This is a genomic window from Psychrobacter jeotgali (assembly GCF_904846315.1).
In the GTDB taxonomy this organism is placed as follows: domain Bacteria; phylum Pseudomonadota; class Gammaproteobacteria; order Pseudomonadales; family Moraxellaceae; genus Psychrobacter; species Psychrobacter jeotgali.
The window spans coordinates 1-866 of record NZ_CAJHAF010000005.1; the positions used below are offsets into that span (position 1 = coordinate 1).

General features: G+C 51.8%; 1 protein-coding gene. It reads right to left on the reverse strand.

The window, feature by feature from the left end:
• A partial coding sequence (locus JMX18_RS13155; RefSeq protein WP_265088840.1) for an immunoglobulin-like domain-containing protein occupies positions 1 to 866 on the reverse strand: 866 nt, incomplete at both ends.

The window sequence follows — 866 nt, forward strand, 5'->3', positions numbered from 1 at the left end:
ATGGTGACAATGTCATTACCGTCTGCACCACCCACCACAGGATAGCTATAGGTAACATCAACGGTCACCGGATTATTGATCGGTGCTGTGCTCAGAGCAACCAAGTAGGTCGCATCAGCGCCTTCGTTTACTTCAGTATCGCCAGTTAAAGTGACAGTGATAGTATCCTCAGGACCGGGATCGGCTTCGTCAACGATGTTCATATCGGCAGTCGCTTGACCGACCACGATGGCCTCAAAGCCGCCGCCGACTGGGTTACTAATGGTAATACCAACCAGCTCACTGCCCTCAGCGATAAAGTCATCGATAGTCGCTAAGGTTAAGTTCGCACTGCTACTACCCGCTGGGATGGTGACGGTGGCGACACCGGTAAAGTCGGTGCCGTCTATGGCAACGCCGCTATAAGTGACATCTACAGTGACCGGACTAAAGCTGGTGACTGGATTGCCGTTAGCATCAGTAAGACTAATCGGGAAGCTGGCACTATCGCCCTCGATTACATCGCCAACGGTGTCAGCAATAGAGACGGTGATAGTATCCTCAGGACCGGGATCGGCTTCATCAACAATGGTCATATCAGCAGTCGCTTGACCCACCACGATGACCTCAAAGCCACCGCCAACTGGATTGCTAATGGTGATGCCAACCAGCTCACTACCCTCAGCAATAAAGTCGTCGATGGTTGCAATGTCAAGGTTAACGGTGCTGGTGCCCGCAAGGATAGTCACTTGCGCCACCCCAGTAAAGTCAGTACCGTCAATAGCTTGACCTGTATAAGCAATATCAACCACCACATCGGTAATGGCATTGACCGGATTGCCGTTAGGATCAGTAAGACTGATCGGGAAGCTGGCACTATCGCCCTC